The organism is Idiomarina sp. D18, from assembly GCF_057748155.1.
On sequence record NZ_CM173240.1, the window covers coordinates 277476 to 299117 of the forward strand.

The 21642-nt window shown below is 49.0% G+C and carries 19 protein-coding genes, 1 tRNA gene and 2 pseudogenes; 4 read left to right on the forward strand and 18 right to left on the reverse strand.

Annotation, left to right across the window (positions count from 1 at the left end; genetic code table 11):
• Positions 1 to 37: 37 nt before the first annotated feature.
• The 4 genes from AC3AP5_RS01250 to merT all read right to left on the reverse strand — a co-directional run bounded on the left by AC3AP5_RS01250 (position 38) and on the right by merT (position 3508).
• Positions 38 to 1243: an IS256 family transposase gene (locus tag AC3AP5_RS01250; RefSeq protein ID WP_487326572.1), complete on the reverse strand. Its 1206-nt coding sequence runs from the start codon at positions 1241 to 1243 to the stop codon at positions 38 to 40.
• A gap of 142 nt (positions 1244 to 1385) precedes the next feature.
• On the reverse strand, positions 1386 to 2789 hold the full coding sequence (gene merA / locus AC3AP5_RS01255) for a mercury(II) reductase (protein ID WP_272977606.1): 1404 nt from the start codon (positions 2787 to 2789) through the stop codon (positions 1386 to 1388).
• 55 nt (positions 2790 to 2844) lie between these two features.
• Positions 2845 to 3144: a mercury resistance system periplasmic binding protein MerP gene (gene merP, locus AC3AP5_RS01260; protein ID WP_272977605.1), complete on the reverse strand. Its 300-nt coding sequence runs from the start codon at positions 3142 to 3144 to the stop codon at positions 2845 to 2847.
• Between the two features lie 13 nt (positions 3145 to 3157).
• Entirely contained in the window at positions 3158 to 3508 is a 351-nt protein-coding gene (gene merT / locus AC3AP5_RS01265) for a mercuric ion transporter MerT (protein WP_272977604.1), read from the reverse strand.
• Positions 3509 to 3582: 74 nt separating this feature from the next.
• Between merT and merR the strand changes: the two genes are divergently transcribed.
• Positions 3583 to 4026 carry a mercury resistance transcriptional regulator MerR gene (gene merR, locus AC3AP5_RS01270; protein ID WP_006956210.1) on the forward strand — a complete coding sequence of 148 codons (444 nt, stop codon included), beginning with the start codon at positions 3583 to 3585 and terminating at the stop codon, positions 4024 to 4026.
• 48 nt (positions 4027 to 4074) lie between these two features.
• Here the strand turns inward: merR and AC3AP5_RS01275 are convergent, their stop codons facing one another.
• From AC3AP5_RS01275 to AC3AP5_RS01295, 5 genes are all read right to left on the reverse strand, one after another.
• The gene (locus AC3AP5_RS01275) at positions 4075 to 4410 is read right to left on the reverse strand and encodes a YnfA family protein (protein ID WP_006956209.1); all 336 of its coding nucleotides are present in this window, start codon (positions 4408 to 4410) and stop codon (positions 4075 to 4077) included.
• Positions 4411 to 4412: 2 nt separating this feature from the next.
• Positions 4413 to 5300 carry a cation diffusion facilitator family transporter gene (locus tag AC3AP5_RS01280; RefSeq protein ID WP_290615111.1) on the reverse strand — a complete coding sequence of 296 codons (888 nt, stop codon included), beginning with the start codon at positions 5298 to 5300 and terminating at the stop codon, positions 4413 to 4415.
• Between the two features lie 62 nt (positions 5301 to 5362).
• Positions 5363 to 8560, reverse strand: coding sequence for an efflux RND transporter permease subunit (locus AC3AP5_RS01285; protein WP_487326919.1), 3198 nt, complete (start codon positions 8558 to 8560; stop codon positions 5363 to 5365).
• Between the two features lie 11 nt (positions 8561 to 8571).
• Positions 8572 to 9717 (reverse strand): efflux RND transporter periplasmic adaptor subunit, encoded by a 1146-nt coding sequence (locus AC3AP5_RS01290; protein WP_006956206.1) that lies wholly within the window; start codon positions 9715 to 9717, stop codon positions 8572 to 8574.
• Positions 9718 to 9720: 3 nt separating this feature from the next.
• Positions 9721 to 10971 carry a TolC family protein gene (locus AC3AP5_RS01295; protein ID WP_006956205.1) on the reverse strand — a complete coding sequence of 417 codons (1251 nt, stop codon included), beginning with the start codon at positions 10969 to 10971 and terminating at the stop codon, positions 9721 to 9723.
• A 211-nt stretch (positions 10972 to 11182) separates the two neighbouring features.
• On the opposite strand from AC3AP5_RS01295, the gene AC3AP5_RS01300 reads away from it, so the two are divergent.
• Positions 11183 to 11368, forward strand: a complete 186-nt coding sequence (locus AC3AP5_RS01300) for a hypothetical protein (protein ID WP_006956204.1) — start codon at positions 11183 to 11185, stop codon at positions 11366 to 11368.
• Between the two features lie 786 nt (positions 11369 to 12154).
• On the opposite strand, the gene AC3AP5_RS01305 is transcribed toward AC3AP5_RS01300, so the two are convergent.
• The 3 genes from AC3AP5_RS01305 to AC3AP5_RS01315 are packed head-to-tail and all read right to left on the reverse strand — an operon-like array spanning position 12155 to position 14878.
• Positions 12155 to 13444: an ISL3 family transposase gene (locus AC3AP5_RS01305; protein ID WP_487326920.1), complete on the reverse strand. Its 1290-nt coding sequence runs from the start codon at positions 13442 to 13444 to the stop codon at positions 12155 to 12157.
• Positions 13445 to 13465: 21 nt separating this feature from the next.
• Positions 13466 to 13978 (reverse strand): signal peptidase II, encoded by a 513-nt coding sequence (gene lspA, locus AC3AP5_RS01310; RefSeq protein WP_006956258.1) that lies wholly within the window; start codon positions 13976 to 13978, stop codon positions 13466 to 13468.
• A gap of 3 nt (positions 13979 to 13981) precedes the next feature.
• Positions 13982 to 14878, reverse strand: a complete 897-nt coding sequence (locus AC3AP5_RS01315) for a cation efflux transmembrane domain-containing protein (protein ID WP_004364974.1) — start codon at positions 14876 to 14878, stop codon at positions 13982 to 13984.
• A 95-nt stretch (positions 14879 to 14973) separates the two neighbouring features.
• Between AC3AP5_RS01315 and cadR the strand changes: the two genes are divergently transcribed.
• Together cadR and AC3AP5_RS01325 are read left to right on the forward strand one after the other, a co-directional pair.
• Entirely contained in the window at positions 14974 to 15381 is a 408-nt protein-coding gene (gene cadR / locus AC3AP5_RS01320) for a Cd(II)/Pb(II)-responsive transcriptional regulator (RefSeq protein WP_004364961.1), read from the forward strand.
• An 86-nt stretch (positions 15382 to 15467) separates the two neighbouring features.
• Positions 15468 to 15878, forward strand: a pseudogene (locus AC3AP5_RS01325) (tyrosine-type recombinase/integrase); the annotation flags it as partial.
• A 98-nt stretch (positions 15879 to 15976) separates the two neighbouring features.
• On the opposite strand, the gene AC3AP5_RS01330 reads toward AC3AP5_RS01325, so the two are convergent.
• The 6 genes and pseudogenes from AC3AP5_RS01330 to speB form a co-directional block, all read right to left on the reverse strand.
• Positions 15977 to 16924, reverse strand: a complete 948-nt coding sequence (locus AC3AP5_RS01330; protein ID WP_006956198.1) for an ATP-binding protein — start codon at positions 16922 to 16924, stop codon at positions 15977 to 15979.
• 142 nt (positions 16925 to 17066) lie between these two features.
• Positions 17067 to 18219, reverse strand: a pseudogene (locus AC3AP5_RS01335) (IS3 family transposase).
• Between the two features lie 20 nt (positions 18220 to 18239).
• Entirely contained in the window at positions 18240 to 18476 is a 237-nt protein-coding gene (locus AC3AP5_RS01340; RefSeq protein WP_287150203.1) for an integrase arm-type DNA-binding domain-containing protein, read from the reverse strand.
• A 165-nt stretch (positions 18477 to 18641) separates the two neighbouring features.
• Positions 18642 to 18717, reverse strand: a tRNA-Phe gene (locus tag AC3AP5_RS01345).
• A 90-nt stretch (positions 18718 to 18807) separates the two neighbouring features.
• Positions 18808 to 20718, reverse strand: a complete 1911-nt coding sequence (gene speA, locus AC3AP5_RS01350; RefSeq protein WP_006956197.1) for a biosynthetic arginine decarboxylase — start codon at positions 20716 to 20718, stop codon at positions 18808 to 18810.
• A gap of 4 nt (positions 20719 to 20722) precedes the next feature.
• Complete coding sequence (speB, locus tag AC3AP5_RS01355) at positions 20723 to 21637, reverse strand: agmatinase (protein ID WP_006956196.1); 915 nt, start codon at positions 21635 to 21637, stop codon at positions 20723 to 20725.
• Between the last annotated feature and the right edge of the window lie 5 nt (positions 21638 to 21642).

Sequence of the window (21642 nt, forward strand, 5' to 3'; positions counted from 1 at the left end):
ACTGTAAAAAATTTTGTGTAAATGGCTGTTTGCACTGTTAAATCCGATCCTGATACATGATCTCGAATTGCGCCATGGCCGGTTTCCAGTTGCGTATGGGCATCGTCCACTTTTTCGATGCCTGATGCAAGGCTAAGTACAATACCTTCATGATGGCCTCATCATTCGGGAACGACCGGCGAGTCTTGGTAATTTTACGCAATGACGCGTTCAGCGATTCGATGGCGTTAGTGGTGTAGATAGCCTTACGTATCTCCGCCGGGTATTCGAAGAATACGCTTAAGCGTTCCCAGTTTGCCCGCCATGAGCGGCTTATGGTCGGATGCTCTTCATCCCACTTTTCAGCGAACTCTTCCAGCGCCTGCTCTGCTGCAGCGCGGGTGGCAGCACCATAAATTAGCTTTAAGTCAGCTGCGATGATCTTGCGTTGCTTCCAGTTTACGTAACGCATAGAGTGGCGAATTTGATGCACGATGCACAGCTGTACCTGAGTCTTCGGGTAAACCGCTTCAATGGCTTCGGGGAAGCCCTTCAAGCCATCGCAGCAGGCGATAAAGATATCATCGACGCCGCGATTTTTAAGCTCGTTCATCACAGATAACCAGAATTTAGCGCCTTCGGTTTGCGCCATCCACAGGCCAAGGAGCTCTTTTTCACCGTCGGTGTTAATACCAAGCGCCAGGTAGACTGACTTATTTTGAACAACGCCAGAGTCACGGCTGCGAACCACCAGGCAATCAAGGTAAACGACCGGGTAAAGCTTTGCCAGTGGTCGATGTTGCCAGGCCTTTACTTCGTCCATCACCTCGTTTGTAACCTGAGATATGAATGTGGGAGATACTTCAACACCGTAGGCTTCTTCAAGGTAAGCCTGGATATCCCGGGTAGTCATGCCTCTGGCATAGAGCGCGACGATGCGCTCATCGAATCCGTTAAGCTGGCGTTCACCTTTGCGAACCAGTTTAGGCTCAAAGCTACCGTTGCGATCACGGGGAATATCCAGCTCGACGTCACCGTTGGTGCTACGAACAGCCTTCTTGGTTTTACCGTTGCGGGAGTTACCGCTGTTATTGCCGGCCGCATCATTTGGGGCGTAGCCTAAATGGGCTTGCATCTCGGCTTCTAAAGCGCGTTCAGCGACTTTTTTGGTAAGCTGCTTGAGCAGCCCAGCTTCACCTAAAATGTCGTCGGGTGAGTCACAGCCATCAAGCAGCTGATCGATGAGTTTGTCTGATATTGGCATTCTGATATCCTTCTTCGATATTGCTAAGAATGCCATTTACACAGATATTTTTACACTCTCCCTGAACTAGCTTAACCTATCACCAACCAGCAGCTAAACCCGAAATATTGGTAACTGTCCAGTGAAGTTAAGCTAGGTTATCTCATCCAGCGCAGCAAGATAATTGCTTAACATCTTTAGTGAATGTTTGAGCACATAACTTTAAGCCTTCTACCATCGTAAGGTATGGGAAGAGCTCATCAGCCAACTCATTGACTGTCATTCCTGCTCTTATCGCCATTACAGCAGCTTGAATCAACTCACCAGCTTCTCCTGCGACGACTTGAACACCGAGCAGCCGGCCGCTGCCACTTTCTGCGACAATTTTTATAAACCCTTGGGTATCGAAGTTAACCAATGCCCGTGGGACATTTTCAAGGCCCAACGTGCGGCTTTCGGTGACGTAACCACCAGTTTTAGCATCAGCTTCTGATAAACCCACCGTGGCGACTTGTGGATCAGTAAAGATAACCTCGGGCATGGCACTGAGATCAAGATGCGCATCACCGCCCGTCATGTTAATAGCGGCTCGGCTGCCGCCTGCGGCGGCGACATAGACAAACTTCGGCTGATTCGTACAGTCGCCTGCCGCATATACTCTTGAGTTAGAGGTTTGCATGCGATCGTTAATCGTTATTGCACCGCGTTCAGTTTGTACACCGATGGTTTTTAAATCGAGGTTTTCCGTATTGGGCGTACGGCCTGTGGCCACGAGCAGTTGTTCTGCTTTTAATGTTCCGGCATTGGTTTTGAGAATGAAGTGTTGTCCGTCGTAACGCACTTCGCTGGCTTCTGTATGCTCAAGCACATTGATGCCTTCGCGATCAAAAACAGTCGCTATTGCTTCACCAATGGCAGGCTCGTCTTGGGATAACACTCGACTGCGGGCCAAAACAGTAACGTCACTACCGAGACGCGCGAAGGCTTGTGCTAACTCAAGAGCAACGACCGAGGCTCCAATAATAAGGAGGCTCTTAGGAATGTCATTTAGCTCTAATGCGCTTGTCGAAGTAAGGTAAGGGGTTTCAGCTAAGCCGGGGATGGGTGGTTGTGCGGGTCGGGCCCCGGTGCCGATAAAAGCACGGTCAAAGTGAACCGTTTGCTCACCGCCATCGCAAAGTGATACGGAAAGAGTTTCATCGTCTATAAAGCGGGCTTCGCCGTTAATAACGGTAATGGCGGAATTCTCTCTAAGAATACTCTGGTATTTGGATTCACGGAGTTCTTCTATCCGAGCCTGTTGTTGCTCGAGGAGAGTTGATCGATTTACCTTAAGAGTATGAGTACTTAAGCCTTTATCAAAAGGGCTTTCTCGCCGCAGTTGGGCGATATGAGCCGCTCGGATCATGATTTTAGACGGGACACAGCCAATATTGACACAAGTTCCGCCAATAGTACCTCTCTCAATGAGCGTCACTCGGGCACCTCCTTCAGTCGCTTTGAGTGCCGCAGCCATCGCACTGCCGCCGCTACCAATGACAGCAATGTGTAAATTGTTACTACTCATAACGGTTACTCCTTGGTCTTTCAGTTTTACAGTAGCTATAAGGTATTGTGATGTTTCATGACTGATTTTTTGCCGCCGTTGCTTTCAGTGTTGATGGGTATCCTGCATTTGTCGTTGCTTCAGTAAGCTCCTTAACTGACGTTTTTTCGTCGTCGAATGTCACTGTTGCATCCCGCTCTTCAAAACGGACATCGACGGCGCTCACACCTGCGACTTGGCCAAGTGCAGCTTTGACGGTAATTGGGCAGGTGACGCATGTCATACCGGGTACTGATAGCGTGACGGTTTTCTCAGCCGCCAATGCGGGCATGCTAAACAGTAAAAATAAAATGGTTGTTATCATTGCTTTTTTCATCGTGTATTGCCTCCTAGTAAAAGAAAGGAACAGCATAGGGGTACGCCAGTGCTGTTAAAGTAAGCACCGCAACGAGCCAAAACATCACTTTGTAGCTCTTACGAGCACTTGGCGTTGCGCAGGTGTTATCAGGGTTGCAGTCATCAGCACGCCGGTATATTCGACGCCAGGCAAAGAATATGGCAATCAATGCAATGGCAATAAAAATGGGTCGATAAGGCTCAAGTGCTGTGAGGCTCCCAATCCAGGCCCCGGATACACCGAGTGCAAGTAATATGAGGGGACCCAGACAACACGCAGATGCCAGAGTCGCTGCGATCCCTCCCGCGAGAAGAGAGCCCCGACCAGATTTTGAATTTGACATAAGAGTAACTCCTTCGGGCATTTTGCTTTAATGTGTTAATCTTAGACCCGTACCTCACTACGGAAGCAATAGCTATGTTAAAAAAACGCAACGTAATGACAATTGGCACGCTGGCCAAAACAGCCGGCGTGGGCGTGGAAACGGTGCGCTATTATCAGCGCCGAGGGCTAATGAGCGAGCCGGAGAAGCCGTATGGGGGGATCCGACATTACGACGAACAAGCGCTTGCTCGGCTTCATTTTATTCGCGCGTCTCAATGGCTCGGATTTAGTCTGGATGAAATTGGTGAGCTATTAACTCTGCAAGATGGCGCTCATTGCGATGAAGCACGGGAGCTTGGAGAGCAAAAGCTCACCAGTGTTCGTCGAAAGATATCGCACTTACAGCAAATTGAACAAGCGCTGAATGAGTTGGTGCAAAAATGCAGCGCCGGACACGGAGATGTCTATTGTCCACTGATGGCCTCGCTTAATGACGGGGTTGAGGACGCTACGACGGACAAACATAAGGTGCGCTAGTCTGTGTAAAACTTTTGAGTGGAGTTCTTTAACTGAATTGCTTTATAGCTAACGCCAGCCATACACAAGAATCCCCATACCGGTTAGCACAAACGTCGTGCCAATCAGGTCGAAATTGGATAGTGGCGATTTATCGACAATTCGCAGCCAGACTATGGCAGTTAACACGTAAATACCACCATAAGCTGCGTAGACCCGCCCGCTTTCCGCTGGATGAAGTGTTAATAAGTAAGCAAATAAAGCTAAGCTTATTGCTGCCGGAATGAGCAACCAAACGGAATGGCCCTCTTTGAGCCATAGGTAGGGTAAATAGCAACCGACAATTTCGGCAATTGCGGTTGCAATAAATAACCCGAGCGTTTTCAATAAAAATAATGCACTCATTATCAGTTGTCCCTACACGCTTCATCAGGATCTTCTAATTCTACTGTTGTATGGCTTAAAGCATAGGGCGCAAGGACGTTATCGATGCGCTGTTTTAAGTCGCTACGAGCCTCAATATCAAGGTTCTTAGTTAACACCAAATGAACGGTTAATACATGCTCCTCGCCATCTAGTGACCAAAAATGCAGATGGTGTAGGTCAGCAACATGAGGTAGCTCCAGCAAAGTGTCAGCGACTTGTCTGTAGGTTTCTTTGTCCGGAGTTGCTTGTATGAAGAGTTTCAGCGTTGCCCACAGGTTGCGCAGCACATTCACTAAAATAAATAGAGTAAAACCAATCGACAGTAGCGGATCGAGAATTGGCCAATCCACAAACAGCAAAACAATACCAACGATAAGTACAGTAACCCAGCCGAGAACATCTTCCAGCAAGTGCCAGTTAATAACGCGCTCGTTTAACGTTTTACCTTCTGACAATTTGTAAGCGGCAAATCCATTAACTGTAATGCCAACGACGGCTAAAGCGATCATGCCATCAGCGATGGGCATTTGAGGGTTCCAGAGTCTGGGAATCGCTTCCACAAGTACCCAGGCAGAGCCTGCGATTAAAACAACGGCATTAATAAATGCACCGGCAAGATTGAGTCGCTTATAACCGTAGGTAAAGTGTTGGTTAGCCTGTTTTTTGCCAAGTTTATTTAGTATCCACGCGAGACCTAACGACAGGCTATCGCCAAGATCATGAACGGCATCAGCTAAAATGGCGGTACTGTTGGTAAGAAAACCACCAATGAACTCAATAATGGTAAAAACAAAGTTAAGCAGGAATGCCCAACCTAATCGGTTGGACGGCATGTCCTTTGAGTGATCATGGTTATGGTGATGTCCCATAATACGTTCCTCTTTTAATAAAAGGGGGCGACAATAACCGCCCCCTTAAATGCTATTGAACCCTAACGGCTCAGATCCTTAATTTTTTGTTTCGAAAACCAAGGATAGAGCACGGGTAAGATAACCAATGTCAGCAGAGTAGCTGATACCAAACCACCAACAATGACGGTAGCCAGTGGGCGTTGAATTTCAGCCCCTGCACCGGTTGCAAACAGCATGGGAATGAGTCCTAACGCTGAGGTTATTGCCGTCATTAATACCGGGCGTAGTCGCGACCATGCGCCATCAAACACGGCATCATTAACTGCATGCCCATCGGTTATTCTCTGGTTTATACTTTCGACCAGAACCACACCGTTTAGTACCGCCACACCAAACAGTGTGATGAAACCCACGGCGCTGGGCACCGATAAGTACTGCCCTGACACATAGAGTGCCACAATACCACCGATGACTGCCAACGGTACATTCACCAAAATCAACATGGCTTGACCCATGGTGCCGAAAGCAAAATAAAGCAGCAGGGCGATGAGTGCCAGCGATATGGGAACGACAATGGACAAGCGCTCCTGTGCTCGTTGTTGACTTTCGAACTGGCCACCAATGTCGACTGAGTAACCGGTTGGTAAATCCACCTTCTCGTCAATCGCCTTCCGAATATCGGCAACCACGCTGCCCATGTCACGACCCTGAACGTTCGATTGAATCACAACGCGACGCTGTACGTCATCACGACGGATTTGCGGTGGTCCTGATTCAATTGCGACGTGGGCGACTTCGCCTAAGGTTACCCAGGCCCCTGAGGGAGTTAACAGGCGTAACGAACGAATAGACTCCGGCGTATCGCGGAATTGCTTGGCCAGCCGCACGTAAATATCATAGCGCTCATTACCGCGAATGATCTGGCCTGCCGAAGCGCCACCCAAGCCATTGTCGACAACGCTCAGTACATCGGTGACATTTAAGCCGTAGCGTGAGAGTTGTTGGCGTTTCGGCGAAACCACGAGTTGTGCTTCACCTTTTATTTGCTCCATCGCTACAGCAACCGCCCCGTCAACTTGCTTGACGGCACCTTCTATTTCCTGGCCTTTACGGGCCAACACGTCAAGCTCGGGTCCAAATAGTTTGATGGCTAGCTGCGATTTTACACCTGAGAGCAGTTCATCAACCCGTGTTGCAATAGGTTGTGAAAAATTAAACAACAAGCCTGGGTGAGCATCTAGTTTTGCCTCCATTTTTTCTTGTAAGGCGTAGCGATCGGATGCCGTTGTCCATTCAGACTGCGGCTTAAGACCCACATATAACTCGATGTTGCTGATAGGCTCTGGATCGCCGCCCACTTCAGCTCGTCCAATGCGGCTGAGTGCGTAGGTGGTTTCCGGGAACGACATCAGGATTTTTTCAAGCTTCGGAGCCACCTCTAAGGCCGTTTCAAGGTTAGAGGAGGGGGCTAATGTCACGCGAATATTAATCGTGCCTTCTTCCAATTCGGGCGCAAATTCTGTGCCGAGACGAGGCACTAACACCAAAGCGCCGACAAACAGCACACCGGCCAGGGTAATAACAGCCTTTTTACTGCGTAACGCCACCGATAATAGTCTTTTATAACCATTATCTAGTGGTTTAAGCAGTTTATTTTCACGAGGCTTAATACCCCGACTGAAAAAGTAACTGGCTAATGCCGGTACAACCATGATGGCCACAAAAACCGCGGAGATAATGGCCAACATAATACTGATAGCCATGGGCTCAAATAATTTAGCTTCAACACCCTGAAAACTAAACAGTGGCATAAAGACCACCAAGATAATCATGGCGGCAAAGAATACCGGTCGTGCCACTTCGTTCGCCGCTTCCTTAACTCGCAGCTTGATACCATGGCTATCGAGTTTGGCTGCCTGAGGATCTGGGTCGCGGTGCTCTGTGCGTTGCTCGGCGTCGTCTTGGTGTTCACTATCCGGACGACTTAAGTGCTTAAAGATGTTTTCAACCATCACCACGGAGCCGTCGACCAGCATACCAATGGCAACAGCAATCCCGCCCAGCGACATCAGGTTAGCTGACATGCCCATCGCGGACATTACCATCAGGGCAATGGCGATAGAAACGGGAATGGACAGTAACACTAAAAAAGTAGCGCGTATGTTGAGCAAAAACAGTGCTAATACTGCGATAATAAAGACAAAGGCAATGAGCAGTGAATATGCGACCGTAGATACGGCTTTTTGTATTAAATCGGCCTGATCATAATACGGCTCAAAGGTGACACCCTCGGGTAATGCTTGCTGAATAAGCGGAATGCGCTTTTTAATACCGTCGATGGTGGCTTTGGTATTCGAGCCCTTGCGTTTGAGCACAATACCCGACACCACTTCGCCCAGCTGGTTGACCTCGCCGTCGACTTTACGCGACATTGAGACCGCTCCCTGGCGAATTTCACTGCCGATTTCGACGTCGGCAACCTGGCCCAGTGTTACGGAAACGCCGTCAACGGTTTTGAGCGGTATTTGTTGTATCTGCTGTAGACCTTTTTTACCGCTTTCCAGCCAGCCGGTGCCGCGAATAACCAACTGCTCCTGACCGCGGGGCATATACCAACCACCAACGTTACCGTTATTCTTGTTGACCGCGCTCATCACATCTTGCTGGGTAAGGTCGTAAGACAGCAGCTTGGCGGGATTGAGGTTAACCTGATATTGCTTAACTTCACCGCCAAAGGACAAGACTTCGGTAATTCCCTCAACGGGCATCAGTAGCAGTTTAACCACATAGTCGTTAAGACTGCGTAGCTCCATGCTACTGACACCAGAGCCCGGCTCGGCAAGTAGCAGATACTGATAAACCTGGCCGAGACCGGAAGAGTTAGGGCCCATTTCGGGCGTGCCGACTCCCTCTGGAATCAACTCCTTTGCCGCTTGCAGCCGCTCGAATACCAGTTGCCGGGCAAAGTAGATATCGACACTCTCGTCAAATACCACGGTAATGCCCGATAAACCTGTTTTTGAGATTGACCGAACTTCTTTGACGTCGGGCAGGGCATACATCACCGACTCTATCGGATAGGTAATAAGCTGCTCGACTTCGGTCGCTGCTAATCCTGGTGCTTCCGTATTTACCGTTACCTGAACGTTGGTAACATCGGGAAAGGCATCCAGATTAAGTTTGGGAATAATAAAAAATGACGCAATGCTGATGCTGAATAAAGCCAATACCAATAACAGGCGATTGGCGACAGCAAACTGAATAATGCGCTGAAACATACAACCTCCTGTTAGTGGTTATGTGGGTCAAAACCGCCTTTAGCGATTTGTGAGCGAACGAAAAACGCGCCGTTGTCTACGTATTTTGTGCCTTCCTTAACGCCTCGAATAACTTTCCACGGACCCTTTTCATCAACCAATTCGACTTTCTTCGGTTCAAACTTTCCGGGTTCGTGCTCAATGAATATCTGCCAGTCACCATCAGGTGCCCGCATTAAGGCTGAGTCCTTAACTGCAAGCACCGGTCCATCGGACTTGACTGAGAAATAAACATCCGCAAATAAACCAGGGTGTAATTGGTCCTTTTCGTTATTTACCCCAAGTCGTACCGTTCGGGTTCGGGTTTTATGGTCTATTGTGTGGCCTTCCTGAATGACTTTTGCCGCAAAGCGCTGATTATCGACACTTACCGTAACAGCATCACCAAACTGCACATTAAGGTCAGCTGAGCCTGGTAGCCGAGCATTAACCCACAGGGTTTCTTCTTGCAGCACTTCAACCAAGTGGTTACCGGCATTAACTTGCTGGCCCTGCTTAAAGTTATCGCTAACCACAATCCCGCCAATTTCTGAGGTCAGTTGGTATTCGCCGATAGGGTAGTCAGCTTTACTTAAACGCTTAATATCACTGGCTGACATACCAAATGCTTTGAGTTGCGCTTGCGCTGAGGTAAAGGCGTTTTTCGCTTCGACAAAGCGTTTTTCACCCACCGTTGACTCACCGAGCGACTGCACGCGTTGCCATTCGTTAAGTGTGACCAAATACTGACTTTGCGCCTCCGCCATGATCGCGCTGAAGAGGGTGGCTAGTGGTTCACCTTTTTCGACGTGGTCGCCAATACTGACAAAACGTTTGAGCACGGTCGAATCGATGCGCGGACTCACGATATAGCTATTAAAGTCGTTAGCAACCACCTCGCCCGGGGCATAAACCGGATATTCAATGACTTGAGTTTGCAAGGTTCGCGTGGTGATATCTGCCATGGATAGCTGCTTGCTGGATAGCTCCACGCCTGAGCTTTCCTTATGTTCACCTTGCTCGTGTTTGCCTTCTTCCTTGTGGGTATCTTCTTTTTCGTCGTGTCCGTGTTCATCCTGCGCCATAACCGAAAAGCTCAGCGCAAGTGCTATTGCTGCGTATAAAGGTTTTACTGACATCGTTTACTCTCCAATCTCTGCGTTTGTTGGCTGGCTTAACGGCGATAACGTCAGTGCTTTACTGAGTTCGCCCGAACGGTACAACCATTCAATGGCGGCCAACCGATATTGTGTTTGCAGCGCTATCCCTGCAAATTGGCTATCGAGCTGCTGTTGCACAGCGGTGAGGTAGTCTGTGGTGGATAGGTCACCGGCGAGCCAGGACTGCTCAATCACCTGCATCGACTCATCCTGCCGAGATTGAAAGTCTCTTTGCCAGCTTTGCCACTGTTTTTTCACAAAACGATAATTGTTAAGAGACGATTTCAGTGCTGCTTGCCATTGTTGCCTTAGTGCAATCAAACGTTTTTCTTCAGCAACAGCTTCGCTATTGGCTGCGCGCACCGCATCGCTGTAGTTATTGCGAACCTGTAGTGGAATGCTGAATGATAAGCCAATTACTGTTTCGTTATCGCTCTCGCCCGCTTCGACGCCTACGGTTGGGTTGGCGGTGGTTAACGAGCGTTTCCAGTCGACATCGGCGCGCTTTAATTGCCATTGCAGGTAAGCGGCTTTTAACGCTGGATGTTGTTGCCAACGAGCCGTTAACGCAGGTTCAACGTTAAATAGCTCCTCATTAATGGAGAGTTGACCGACATCAGACGTTGTTAGCAGAGCGTTTAACTCTGCTTCAGCGGATTGCAGTTGTTGATAAGCCGCTGCCGTTTGTTGCAGTTGCCGACTTAGCGCGAGTACCGTCAGTTGTTCGTCGACGGCACCTAAGTCACCGGCTTTACGTCGTTCGGCAACCAGGCTTATCGCCTGTTTAACGATTTTCTCTTGCTGCTCAGCCAGTGCGTAACGCTGTTTTGCGTCCAGCCATTGCACATAGGCATTCAACAAAGTTTTAGCATGCGATGTCGCCGACTGGCGATAAATACTCACTGCCATAGCCGTCATGGCGTCACTCTGACTGGCCCTTGCTTCATTGCGAGTGCTCCAGTCCAGCGTCTGGCTTAGACCAACAGCGTAATTATTGATGTCACCCTCGCGCTCTAAGCGTGACGATAAGCTAGGGTTGTACAAAGGCTGATTTAATTGTTTGCCCTGTTGGATCAGCGCTTCAGCCTGCTGTTGAGCGGCTTCAACACTGGGGTGTTGCTGCACAGTTTTTTGCCATTGCTCGGGCAACTGTTGTGCATTGGCGTAGCTTGAACTTATTGCCAGACTTACGGCAACAAACAAGCGTTTGCTATGTGTCGAAAACGGACCCATAGATAGACTCCTCAGTCATATTACTGCGTAAAATAATGATTTAGTTGCGCTGCTAAAGCAGCGTATTAGGCAGCTATGAGGAGATGGGAGGCCGGAACAGCGGCGATGATAGTGGGTTAGTGTAAAACTCAGTATACCCAAGACGTATTGTGCCCATTCGTGGTAACGCGAGAGTTTTTTCAGCCTTCATGGCATATAAATGAAATGAACCATGGCAGTGACAGCAATGATGGTAGTCAAAGCTGATTTCGCCACTTTTAGGGAGATTGCGCTTATCGATGTGGGATTCGTCATGCTCAAAATTGAGGTGTTGCTCAGAAGAGGATTGGTGAGATTGATGCACATCAGCAACCGCCTGACTGATTTGAGTCAGAACAGCAACAAGCACCAGTATTAAAAATCCGAGTCTAAGCATCATTACCTATGGTTTAAAAAGGCGTCACTACGGTACATTAATTAAAAGTCGTTCTCAATCAAAGCTTGAACTTCCCATAATTTAAAAGATATATCATCAAAAAGAGTGGTTCTGTTTTGATTACTACTAAGTTCCTAAAATAAGGAAATGGGAACAAGCAAACTCATTAATGCCAGGCTATTTCTCCTTTTATACCATCTTAAGTACTGAAAGTCACGTCTTACAGCAAAAAAAGAATTCGAGCATGGTGGAAGTACAAGCGGGTAACCGTCAAATTAATTACCTACCCAACCTACGATCAGCAGGTTGCTGATGTTTGGGATCTGGGTGTGAACCTAGTGTTAAGGCTCTCGGGTTTCCTGTCCATCAAACTTGAAAGCATGAACGATGACCAGCCTGACGCTGGTAGGGAAAGGAACCGAAACCAATGGTCTCTCGGCTTGGATGAGGCTCCAATTAGTTGCAATCACGTTTCGAGGGCGTTCGTCCAGATTGGCAAGGGAGTTGGTATTATACTGGGTACTCACTCAATGCGAGAAAACCGAGGCTACCACCTTTATAAGAGCACGAACGACATCGCCAGTGTAATGAAAATGCTGCGTCACAGCCCTTAGGCAGTGAAGTTGCGTTACATAGGAGCCGCTCAGGGAGATCTTGGCCTCGGCGTTGTCGAGATAGAGTTATAGGGACTGAGGATCCCTATTTCTTTAGGGTATACGGATTTAATGGTTGATGGGGCACCTTCACCCCATCAATCTGATACCACCCTCAGATGGTTGATAGATCGACTCCGTAGTTGAGTTCCTCTGCGAAGTCCGGCAGTCCGTAACCGATGGTTTTCTTGTAGAAAGGAGAGACCTTCGCAGTCGGTGCCTTCTTCTTGTGCTTCGTGGTGTAGAGCATTCGTTCCCGCATCACCTCGAAGGAGTAACCACGCCCTTCACGGTTCTTGTCTTTGGCCAGTCGGTTGATCGACTCCGTGTAAGCGTTGGTGACGGGCATGTCCGTCTCGAAGTAGGTCATGATCTCTTCGCGCCAGTTGCCCACAGCCCTGACCAGATCGCTCCAGACTTCCTTCTGGCCTTTCGGAATGGTGGCTATCCACTCGTCCAGGGCGGCTTCTGACTGGGGCCGTGTGATGGCGTCCCAGATGCCATAGAAGCGTTCCTTGTGCTCGTAGGCGGCCAGCAGTTGCGGGAATGCGCCTGTCCAGGTCTCCATGATCAGCCGTTCCCGATCTGAAACTTCGTGAGCGCGTTTCAGCAGGATCTTCCGGTCGCCCTTGAGGGTTCGGCTCTGGGAGGGTTTCAGCTCCTTTCTGAGGCCCTTGCGCACCTTCTCCAGGGCATCGTTGGCCATGCGTACCACATGGAACTTATCGACCACGATGCGGGCCTGTGGCAGCAAGGCCTTGACCGCTGCCCGGTAGGGGTTCCACATGTCCATGCTGACGATCTCGACCTTCTGGCGGTCTTTCAGCTTCATCAGGTAGTTGGTCACCACGTCCTGACGGCGGGTAGCCAGCAGGTCGAGCAGGGCTCGCTCCTCGATGTTGGTCAGGATGCAGCGGTAGCGCTTGTTCAGGTACAGCTCGTCGATGCCCAGAATGCGGGGCGTCTCGAAGCGGTGCCAGCGCCCCAAGAACTCGGCGCGGGCGTTGAAGATGTCGCGTACCGTCTTCTCGTCCAGACCTGTCTGTGCCGCCACAAAGGTGTAGGGGTGGTTGAAGGATTCCTTCTCCACGTATTCATGCAGCCGCAGCGTCATACGGAAGCCGTCCACCATCTCCGGTAGCTGGGGCCTGAAGGTTGTCTTGCAGGCCCGGCAGGTGTACCGGCGGCGGACCACCCAGAGGGTGACCCGCTTGCCGTGGATGGGCAGATCACGATAGGGAACATCACGCTTGCCGAACCGCACGAACTCACCCTGCACTCCGCATTCCTCGCAGGCGATGGGATCGGGCGCGTCCGCTTGGAAGTGCATGTCGTCGTCGGTGGTTTTGCAGCCCAGTACTTGGTATTGCGGCAGGTGAAGGATGTTGTCGGGAAGTTCGGTCATGGTGTTGTATAGGCGAAGGTTTCAGTCAGATCCATCCGACTCGGCATTGGTGTTTGTTTTTTTACCTAAAAAGCTGCCGGAAACGAAAAGTAAGGCACCGAGGACAATTGCAATATCAGCCAGGTTGAAGGCCGGCCAATGCCAGTCTCGCCAATAGAAATCAAAGGAATCCACAACATAGCCACGAAAGACCCGGTCAATCAGGTTGCCCATGGCGCCACCGAGGATAAGACTGTAAGCGATGGCTTCTCCTTTATGACGATTTTCAAGGATCAGCTTGATCAGAAAAATCGAGACCGCCACCGCGATCCCGATAAAAAAGTAGCGCTGCCAGCCTCCACCATTCGCAAAAAGACTGAATGCGGCACCGGTGTTCCATAGGTGCACCCAGTTAAAGAACGGGGTCACCGAAACATACTCGCCATAGGCCATTGATTGCTGCACCAGCCACTTTACAGCCTGATCAGACGCTGCCAGCAGGCCCGATATGGACAATAGGGCATACGGCGAGAGCTTTTTGCCAATAATGAGCATTATTTAACCCTTCAACGCCAAAATGCGTCTGGCACCGTTAAGTACAATGCCCCCCGCGATGGTGCCGATAATCAGATCCGGATAATTGGAACCGGTCCACGCGACCAGGGCGCCGGCGGTGATGACCCCCAGGTTGATCACCACGTCGTTGGCCGAGAATATCCAGCTTGCCTTCATGTGCGCCCCGCCTTCCCGATGTTTGGATATGAGCAGCAGACAACTGGTATTGGCAATCAATGCGACGAATGCGATAGCCATCATCACCAGCGATTCAGGCTCACTACCGAATACAAAGCGTCTCACCACCTCTACGAGCACGCCCACAGCCAAGATCAGTTGCAGTACACCAGCAAGATGCGCGGCACGTACCTGCATTTTCACGCTATGTCCAACCGCATAAAGGGCAAGCCCGTACACCGCCGCATCGGCAAAATTGTCCAGGGATTCTCCAATCAGGCCGGTGGACCGGGCGATCAGACCGGCAGTCATTTCCACCACGAACAGAAGTGCATTGATGCCGAGCAACCAGCGCAGGGTCCCGGATTCTTGCTTAGCAGAAGCTGCCGAAAACTCGGCGGCCTTGATGGTCTCCGGATTTGCAGCGACGGTTTCCTGAAGCGAGGCGCCTAGCCCCAAGGTCTTCAGTTTCGAGGTGACGGGCTCGACCTCGCCGTCATGCACGACCTTCAGCCGGCGGTTCGACAAGTCGAAGGACAGCGCCCGAATCTCCTCAAAGCCGTTCAGGGCTAGGCGAATCATTCGTTCTTCTGATGGACAGTCCATCTTCGGCACGGCATAAACACTGACCCATCTCCCTGGCGCCTCGGAGGAGGCCTGTATATCGGTATCCGCTGCGGACGTTGCATCACCGCCACAGGCGCCACCACAGGATTTGCTCATGATACGACTCCACTTGAACAATGTTGTGGTACCATTTTAAACTATAAAGCTACTATAAGGTCAATAGAGTAAAGAATCCGTTGGGGAGGAGGCTGATGCGCATTGGTCAGTTGGCGCAGTTGGTAGGGGTCGAAACACAGACGATCCGCTTCTATGAACAGCAGGGCTTGTTGCCGCCGCCTGATCGGCAGGACAACGGTTACCGTGTCTATACCGAGAAGCATGGTGAGGGGCTGGCCTTCATCCGTCGCTGCAGAATCCTGGGCCTGTCACTGGCTGAGATTCACGAACTACAGAGCTATCAGGACGACCCTCATCAGCCTTGTACCGCCGTCAACGCCTTGCTCGATGATCACATCTCTCATGTGCGGTCGCAGATAACCGCTCTGCAAGCGCTTGAGAAACAACTCGTTTCACTGAGAGCGAGTTGCAACGATGACCGGGAAGTTGAGGCGTGTGGGGTTCTTGCTGGAATTAGCGAAGGAAACATGCACCAGCAGTAGGTGAAGCATCAACCAGATAATCCGATGAGATGCCGGTCTGTCTCACTCTCATGCAAAGGTAAGATCAACCATTTAATCCGCTTACCCAAAATATCGAGCATGACCGGCTGTTGCTGGTCGAAGGCAAAACGTCGAAGCTGGCGACAATTAAACTCAATGAAAAGGCGAGGGCGGTGATCGCTCGTATTCGATCTGAACACCTTGATCACATTTATCTCTTTCAGTCTTATCGTAACCAATGGTCCAAAAACACAGCGGCTAGGCCACTTAGTCGTCGTTATGTTTCACGGGTATTTGCGGCTATAGGAGAGGAGGTTGGAATAAGCCTAGGGACGCACTCAATGCGTAAAACCAGAGGTTACCACCTCTACAAAAAGACCAATGACATCGCTCGAGTAATGAAGATGCTTCGTCACAGTTCCGAAGCCGTAACGCTGCGTTATATCGGAATAACTCAAGAGGATGTTGATCGGGACTTTACCAATTTACAGATATAATTAAAGCCGATTAACGTTAAGTGATAGAGCTGCGTTAGTCGGTTATTTTTTGCTTCCGAAATACAGTTTTAGTTTTTTTGTTAGGCTAGAGCGCCCATTCAGCCATTGCCAGTCCAGAGTTTATTAAATTTCGGACCATCTGAAATTGGTGGTATCTTAGGCCTACTTATTTTAACAGTCATCGGGATAGGAAAGCTTACACCTACAATCGCGACTTCGCCTTGCTTTAAGTTAGGTAAAAATGACGCTGCAGTTTTATCTATTTCTCCACAGGCGCGTTCGACAACATCTCTATCTTTATCGTTAGTGAGCCTGTGTACAAAAAGTGTTCCCATTTGACTAAGCACTCCTTCGGTTATGTCACGAGGGCGTTGTGTCGCAATACAGATATTTAACCCGTATTTACGTCCTTCTTTTGCTATTAACTCGAATGCATTTAGCTTTATTGCGTTTTCATCTGCACCGACTCTTTTCCCTAAAAAGTTATGGGCTTCATCTAAGATGACCAGTAATGGCCGGGATCTGAACTCTTCACTTCGTGCTCTATTAAGTAATTTCCGACCAATCGTATTCGCTATAATTTCTCTAGCATAAAATTCGTAGCTTACATCGCTAGTGCATATACGGAGGGTTCTGCTATCACTGGATAGGAATTCGTTTATTATGCTATCAAGAGATTCAAGACCTCCGTTCTCATTAAAAACAGCGCGAAGAGAGGGAGAGTGTGTTACTGCCTGTATTCTTGTTAGTAGAGAAGAGCAATAATTAAGGTCGTTATTTTGGTTCCCCCAGTTATCCCCATTATCCCAACAGCATTCATGAACTATTTGGCGGGTTAATTGATAAACATTGAATGGCTGACTAGGTTTATCAACAAGACTCGCATTATTTCCTCTATTCATCGCTGTTCGGTAATCGCCTTTAGATTGATTGATTTTTGGTACATAACCGTCAGGGAAAATATCTTGGGCTAGTTGAGCAAGCCGTAGGCTTTTAATTGCCTCTCTTAATTTTGGGCCTTGAACTTTGCCTGAAGGATCGAACATGGCAACGAAATCTGACTCGTCAAAATCGGTAGGGGGAATTCTGAACTCCTGTGAACCCTCTACTTTATTAACAGGCTCACCTAAATGAACGTGTTTCGTCGTGTCTGTTGATAGACTTCGATATTCAGAGGTTGGATGGGTTCTACCCCGTTTCTACGGACGGTTTAAAACGTTTGTAAACTTCCTGTCTTGATTCGCTACTCTACGTCGCATTCTTGGATTATGAAACCGCTCGATGTAAAAAAATATATCGGCACGAGCTTCGTCTCTGGTTCGGTATTTCCGGTGGTTCACGCGCTCGCGTTTGAGCATACCGAAAAAGCCTTCACAAGCCGCATTATCGGCACAATGTCCGACAGCACTCATGCTCCCCAATAAGTCGTTGTTTTTTAAGTACCGTTGATAATCGCCGCTGGTAAATTGCGTTCCACGATCCGAATGCAGTATTGCCTGTGTCGCCTCAGGACGTTGCCAGACTGCCATCTCCACCGCTCGCAGAACCATTTTTCTATCCTGCCGGTGGTGCATTGACCAGCCGACAACGACATGGTTAAACAGATCCAGCACAACACACAGATAAAGTTTTCCTTCGTCCGTTTTCACTTCGGTTATGTCAGTTACCCACTTGGTATTCGGCTCAAGGGCTTTGAAGTCTCGTCCCAGGTGGTTTTTAATACCATCCGGGCGCTGAGATGGTGTTTTGCGACCACGCCCTTTTTTGCGCGGCCAACCTTGTAACCCATGCAATGCCATTAATCGCGCAACGCGATTAAGACTGACCGTTTCCTTTTCTTCTTTAAGATCTTCATGCATGCGCGGCGCACCAATAATACCGCCGCTATCTTCATGGATCTCTTTAATACGCGTCAGCAATCGTTCATTATCAACGGCACGACGCGACGGTTGGCGATTTACCCAGTCATAATAGCCGCTGGCTGAGACTTTCATACAACGGCACATTAAGCGTATCGGAAACTGTTCGCGACAACGTTCGATCGCCTGATATCTCAGGACGACTCTTTTGCGAAGAACGTTGCCGCTTCGCGCAAAAAATCACGCTCCTTTTTTATCCGGGCCAACTCGCGCTTAAGCCGAGCAACCTCTTCGTCGCGTGGCGTGCCTGAGCCTTTGTGAGCACTACCAGGAGCCTCTTCTAACTCGCGTTTCCATCGGGACAGCATATTTGGGTTAACACCAATTTCCAGTGCAACCTGTCGACAACTGACTCCGGGCTGTCGAGTCTGCTCAACGGCTTCTCGTTTAAATTCAGTACTGTATTTTCTTCGTTTGGTCATGAACACTCCTTATGGGCACATTATGCCTCTTTATGGATGTGTCCGTAAAATCTGGGTAGAACCCCAGGAAAGTCGCCAAGTGTTAAATTTCTGCGCCGTTTAGTGAAAGGCTCGAAATAATTGAAGACCCAAACTCTCTTACCCGAAGGTTTAACTCTTAGTTGAAGTCCTTGTCCATCATAAAGATTGTATTCTTTGTCTTTAGGCTTAGCTTCACTGACTTCACGAGCACTTAGCGGTTTAGTTATACGGGCCATTTTAGTAACACGCCTTTAGTGTATTTTGTTCTGTGTTACTAAACAGTGTACTAAAAAGTCTGGATACTACTGAACCCGAAAGGACTACAAAAGACCAAAGTTACGATCAAGTCTTTGATTATTAAGGAGTTAAAGTACTAATAAGGACCACTAAGGAGGGGGAAGTGGTGCCCGGAGGCGGAATCGAACCACCGACACGAGGATTTTCAATCCTCTGCTCTACCGACTGAGCTATCCGGGCGACGAGGCGTATTAAACGTTTTTTTCGTCTCCGAGTCAACCGCTTTTCTTAGGTTTTTTACCGTTTGGTCAGTAAATCACCATTTTGCGGTTAATCTACACGCAAATAGGTGCTACCCGCCAAACATTTCTCGTAAAAGTTAGTCCACCGTACGCCTTCACGAGGCTGCAGGTGACCTTTACGTACTTGACGATCGATATGCTTTTTAACCGTTTTAGCCATATATTCGGTGTTGTATTGCATCGTCGTCAGTACTTTTTCTGCTGATGTACCCGGTACAACTTCCTCAATATAGAAATCACCCGGCTCATCGTCGTGGCAATAAACGTGCACTTCGGTTAAACGGCCAAACAAGTTGTGCATATCACCCATAACATCCTGATACGCGCCGGTTAAGAATAAGCCTACATGGTAGTTCTCATTCTTCTTCAGCTTATGCATCGGGATGTTTTCGCGAATTTCTGTGCCTTCAATGTACTTGCTTAGCTTACCGTCACTGTCGCAGGTAATATCAGCAATAGAGCAACGCACTTCGGGTTTTTCGTCAAGGCGCGAGATAGGCACAATCGGCAGTACTTGACCAATCGCCCAGGTGTCCGCAGCTGACTGGAAAATCGAGAAGTTACACAGGTACTGACTCGCCAACATATCTTCAAGCTCATCCAGCTCTTGAATGAAAGCACTTTCCTCATCAAGGCCGGTGTGGATATCGGCGAGAATACGCCAATACATGGTGTCGAGCTTTGCCATCTCTTTCAGCGAGAGAATGCCGAGCTTAAATGCCTCGTATGCGCTTTGCTTGTAACCTGCCGCATCGTTATAGCGCTCTTGAGGGTGATATTGTGCACCGTTAATAAACAGGTCACGCATGTTCTTGACCAGAATGTGCTCGTCTTCAGTTGCGCTCAAATCAAAGTCAGTGCCTGAAGGGTTTACTTCGCCGACAATGTTCGAGACCACACAGCTGTGGTGCGCAGTCATGGCGCGACCACTCTCACTCACGATGTTAGGGTGAGGGACGTTCTCGAGGTCACAGACCTGTTTAATGCCCCATACCACGTCGGCAACATATTCCTCGGTTGAGTAGTTACGCGATGAGTCGGTGGTAGAACTGGTGCCGTCGTAATCGATACCTAAGCCGCCACCGATGTCTAAGTACTCAAGTTCAACGCCTTCTTGCACCAATTTGGCGTACAAACGCGCTCCCTCAGATACCGCTTCTTTAATTTTGCGAATATCCGAGAGCTGACTGCCGATATGAAAGTGCAATAACTTCGCGCAATGCAGCATGTCTTCTTCGCGCAAACGCTCAATGGCATTAAGAATTTCGGCAATACTCAGACCAAACTTAGCGCGGTCCCCACTTGAACCCGCCCATTTACCTGAGCTACGCACCATCATTTTCGAGCGTAAGCCAATCATTGGCTCCACACCGAGCTGCTTTGCAAGCGGGATCAGCATTTCAAGTTCGCTGAACTTCTCGACTACGATGATCATTTTACGCTTGAGTTGACGTCCAAGCAGAGCCAATGTCAAATAGTCTTTATCTTTATAGCCATTTAATACCGTCAGCGCTTCAGGGTTGTCATTATATGCCATGACCGCCATGAGTTCCGGTTTAGAGCCCGCCTCTAAACCGTAGTTATAGGGCTCGCCGGCATCCATGATCTCTTCGACCACTTCACGCATCTGGTTCACTTTTATGGGAAACACACCGCAGTACTGACCGTTGTACTCGGCTTCCTCGATACATTTGTTGAACGTCTCGTTAATGATCTCAACTTGTGAGCGCAAGATGTCATGAAAGCGGATAACTGCGGGCAGCTCGATGCCTTCGGCAATAATTTCATCTACGACTTCGCGCATATCGATGGTAATGTCGGGTAACCGGTGGTTAGGCGCGATTTTGATATTACCGTTCTCACCAATGGAGAAATAGCCCGCCCCCCAACGATTAACGCCGTAAAGTTCTTCAGCTTGGTCGATAGTCCAATCTGCCATCGGCTTATGCTCCTGCTTGCTCTAGTGTTAACAATACTTCGCGGACGATTTTTGCCGCGAATACATCTGAGTTGCCTGTTGGGTCGATTTTAGGAGATAACTCAACAATATCTGCACCAATGAAATTTTTCTCACGCAGGATCTTCATCAAACTGACGAATGAATGAAAGTCCTCTCCGCCCGGTTCTGGTGTGCCTGTACCAGGCATAAATGCGGGGTCGAAGTAGTCGAGATCCAGCGTAAGGTAGATAGGGCGGTCGCCGGCTATCTCCTGTACCGATGTCAGAAAGTCCTGCCGCGATTTACGGATCGTGCCTTGTTGATTCATCCAGGTATATTCATCACGAGTGCCTGAGCGAATACCATATTGAATAAGCTGGTGTTTAGGGCCGAAATGATCGACCACGCGGCGAATTATCGACGCGTGTGAAAAGTGATAACCTAAAAAGCCATCACGCAAATCGGCGTGCGCATCAAGGTGTAACAACACCATATTGGGGTATTGTTTGAGATGCTTAACGATAGGTGCGTACGAAATCGAATGCTCACCCCCTAAGGTAATGAGCTTGGTTTGGGTCGCGGCTAAATCCAGCGGTTCAAAAATCTGGTTAAAGTCATTATTGGCATGATGCCACTGTGCCTCAACGTCATCGTCAAAACCTAAACGTAAGTTGCCGAGGTCAAAAAACTCGTAATCTTCCAGATCGGCATCCAGGTAGGGAGAATACGACTCGATATCTTCAGACACCGAGCGAAGGCCATCCGGACCTTCTTTGGTCCCTTTACGAAAACATGCGGTGCCATCAAAGCCGAAGCCAATGATGTGAATACTGCCAGGATGGATCGAAAATGAACGCTCGGCGCCAAAAAAGGGACGCACGGGATCATTGGTCGCCACTGGAAGTGAAATTTCTGACATGGGCA

Coding starts and splice junctions, on each gene's coding strand:
- speA (WP_006956197.1), bottom strand. CDS start 20,718: ATGGCAGATTGGACTATCGACCAAGCTGAAGAACTTTACGGCGTTAAT.
- AC3AP5_RS01280 (WP_290615111.1), bottom strand. CDS start 5,300: ATGGGACATCACCATAACCATGATCACTCAAAGGACATGCCGTCCAAC.
- merP (WP_272977605.1), bottom strand. CDS start 3,144: ATGAAAAAAGCAATGATAACAACCATTTTATTTTTACTGTTTAGCATG.
- AC3AP5_RS01290 (WP_006956206.1), bottom strand. CDS start 9,717: ATGTCAGTAAAACCTTTATACGCAGCAATAGCACTTGCGCTGAGCTTT.
- AC3AP5_RS01285 (WP_487326919.1), bottom strand. CDS start 8,560: ATGTTTCAGCGCATTATTCAGTTTGCTGTCGCCAATCGCCTGTTATTG.
- merT (WP_272977604.1), bottom strand. CDS start 3,508: ATGTCAAATTCAAAATCTGGTCGGGGCTCTCTTCTCGCGGGAGGGATC.
- AC3AP5_RS01250 (WP_487326572.1), bottom strand. CDS start 1,243: ATGCCAATATCAGACAAACTCATCGATCAGCTGCTTGATGGCTGTGAC.
- AC3AP5_RS01300 (WP_006956204.1), top strand. CDS start 11,183: ATGGCAGTGACAGCAATGATGGTAGTCAAAGCTGATTTCGCCACTTTT.
- AC3AP5_RS01315 (WP_004364974.1), bottom strand. CDS start 14,878: ATGAGCAAATCCTGTGGTGGCGCCTGTGGCGGTGATGCAACGTCCGCA.
- AC3AP5_RS01305 (WP_487326920.1), bottom strand. CDS start 13,444: ATGACCGAACTTCCCGACAACATCCTTCACCTGCCGCAATACCAAGTA.
- speB (WP_006956196.1), bottom strand. CDS start 21,637: ATGTCAGAAATTTCACTTCCAGTGGCGACCAATGATCCCGTGCGTCCC.
- lspA (WP_006956258.1), bottom strand. CDS start 13,978: ATGCTCATTATTGGCAAAAAGCTCTCGCCGTATGCCCTATTGTCCATA.
- merA (WP_272977606.1), bottom strand. CDS start 2,789: ATGAGTAGTAACAATTTACACATTGCTGTCATTGGTAGCGGCGGCAGT.
- AC3AP5_RS01340 (WP_287150203.1), bottom strand. CDS start 18,476: ATGGCCCGTATAACTAAACCGCTAAGTGCTCGTGAAGTCAGTGAAGCT.
- AC3AP5_RS01275 (WP_006956209.1), bottom strand. CDS start 4,410: ATGAGTGCATTATTTTTATTGAAAACGCTCGGGTTATTTATTGCAACC.
- cadR (WP_004364961.1), top strand. CDS start 14,974: ATGCGCATTGGTCAGTTGGCGCAGTTGGTAGGGGTCGAAACACAGACG.
- AC3AP5_RS01295 (WP_006956205.1), bottom strand. CDS start 10,971: ATGGGTCCGTTTTCGACACATAGCAAACGCTTGTTTGTTGCCGTAAGT.
- merR (WP_006956210.1), top strand. CDS start 3,583: ATGTTAAAAAAACGCAACGTAATGACAATTGGCACGCTGGCCAAAACA.
- AC3AP5_RS01330 (WP_006956198.1), bottom strand. CDS start 16,924: ATGTTCGATCCTTCAGGCAAAGTTCAAGGCCCAAAATTAAGAGAGGCA.